We start from the raw sequence: 593 nt of genomic DNA, 5'->3' as shown, positions 1-593 counted from the left end.
GCGCCATTCCGGAATTCCGCTTTGCCCAATTTGTCCGCGAGGGCGGCGTGGCACCGGCATTCCTGCTTTCGGATTACAGCGTCAATCGCAGGCGGGCGACGTTGACGGCCGCAGTGATCGACCTTGAGGCCAGACTTGCCGATGCCGCGATCCAAATGTTTGACCGACTTATCGGCGGCATGTTCACGCGCGCGCGGCGTGGGCGCGAGCGGCGCTACCAAGATAGTATTCAGTCGGTGGGGCAACTCATGCGGCTGTTTGGCGCCACGATTACAGCACTTGATGAGGCTGTCCAGAATGGCGGCGAAACGCTCGAATTGATTGACGAAACGGTGGGCTGGGACCGGCTTGTTTCGGCAAAGGCCCAAGTAGATGCCCTTGCTGATCTTGCCGGCGAGGACGCACTGGTAACGGCAACCGAGCGTTACGCCACGCTACGGCGTTTCAGCCCGGCATTTCTGGACGCCTTCACCTTCAAGGCGTCTGGAACAGGGACGGCACTGATCAAAGCCATCGATGTCATTCGCGATGCGAACACACGAAAGTCGCGCGACCTTCCCGATGGCGTTCCACTGCCATTCCCCAATCGGCAG

General features: G+C 60.2%; 1 pseudogene. It reads left to right on the top strand.

Annotated elements, in window-relative coordinates:
• Positions 1–593: pseudogene (locus CIL02_RS15245) on the top strand (Tn3 family transposase); the annotation flags it as partial.

It is taken from the genome of Prevotella sp. P3-122, assembly GCF_002251365.1.
GTDB lineage: Bacteria > Bacteroidota > Bacteroidia > Bacteroidales > Bacteroidaceae > Prevotella.
Note: the sequence above shows the minus strand (reverse complement) of the source record. Positions and strands in the feature narration are given on the sequence as shown.